The organism is Monashia sp. HAY1-2A, from assembly GCF_056755315.1.
The window spans coordinates 1-1,421 of record NZ_JBNDHY010000297.1 but is presented as its reverse complement, the minus strand read 5'-3'; the positions used below and the strand labels follow the sequence as shown (position 1 = coordinate 1,421).

General features: G+C 73.0%; 1 protein-coding gene. It reads right to left on the bottom strand.

Annotated elements, in window-relative coordinates; all coding sequences use genetic code 11:
* On the bottom strand, positions 1 to 1,404 hold a 1,404-nt coding region (locus ACPYOM_RS21930; protein WP_481347578.1), incomplete at its 3' end, for an NAD(P)-binding domain-containing protein.
* Positions 1,405 to 1,421: the final 17 nt, after the last annotated feature.

Genomic DNA, 1,421 nt, shown 5'->3' with positions numbered 1-1,421 from the left:
CCAGGGGCGCTTCCACTGTCCGACGTCCTCGAACAGGGCGCCGTGCTCGACGTGCCACGCGTGGGCGGGGCTGGTGCGCGCGGCGTCGAAGAGCTCGCCTCGGCCACGGCCGGCGAGGGCCACGAAGGCCACCGGCGTGAACGGGGCGCGGAACGTCGTCGTGCCGATCGCGCCCGGGGTCGGGCGCCTCGCAGCGGCCGAGCCCGACCCGTCTGCCTTCGCCGCGGGGTCCTGTCCGGGCTGTCCCGGCGGTATCGAGGCCGTGTCACGGCCGGAGAGCACCTGGGTCAGCAGCCCGATCGTGTTGACGCCGCCGATGCGGCCCTGGTCGACGCCGGTGCTGATGGAGGTGTACCGCTTGACGTGCTCGACAGAGTGCATCCCGGCGTGGGTGGCGCGCAGCACGTCCGCCGCGGTGTTGTCGCGGCTGAGGTCGACGAAGTGCCGGTCGAAGGACCCGTCGACAGACGGCACGGCCCACAGCTGACGGACCTGCCCGGCAGCACGGTGCTGGCGCTCGCGACGCGCCTGCGGGCTCTCGGTCGACGACTCGGTGGGCTCGCCGGGCAGGGAGAACCCGGCCGCCACCACGGCCGCCCGCCCAGCCCGTTCGCCCTCCATGAGGCAGTCGATGGTGGAGTAGGTGCCGTTCCCGGCGCCGACCACGAGCTGGTCGCGGACCTCACCCGACGGCACGAAACCGGCCAGCTCGTCGTCCCACCGAAGCGAGCCCTGCCGCTGGCTGTGCAGGTTGACGTTGGGCGTCCAGCCGCCGGACACCGCCACGAGGTCGCACTCGAGGGTCTGCCCCGGCCCGACCGGCTGGCCGTCGGCGTCGATGGGCGCGACCGTGACTGCAGTGACGGCGTCGACACCCTCGACGGAGGTGACTGCGGACGAGGCGTGCACGACCATGCCGGCGCGCAGAGCACCCTGCTGGGCACTGCTCGGCGCGGTCATCTGCTCCCGGGCGTCGACGACCGTCACCTCCGCACCGGCATGCATCAGCGCGTGCGCGGCCTCGTAGGCGGAGTCGTTCGTGGTGAACACGACGACGTTCCGTCCGGGCAGCGCACCCCAGCGGTCGGCGTACGCACGTGCCGCGGAGGCGAGCATGATGCCGGGGACGTCGTTGTCCGCGAAGACGATCGGGCGTTCGAAGGCCCCGACCGCCAGCACCACCTGGCGGGCGGAGACGTGCCACACGCGCTGGCGTGACACCCCGTCCCTCACCGTCCCGGCGGTGGACGGCTCGCCCTCCGGACGCTGTTCCACGGCGATGAGGTAGTTGTTGTCGTAGCTGCCGAACACGCAGGTGCGGGTCAGGACGGTGGTCTCGGGCGCGGCCTCGAGCTCGGCACGGACGCCGGCGACCCACTCCGCGCCAGGTTGGCCTTCGACCATCGCGGTGCGGTCCGACA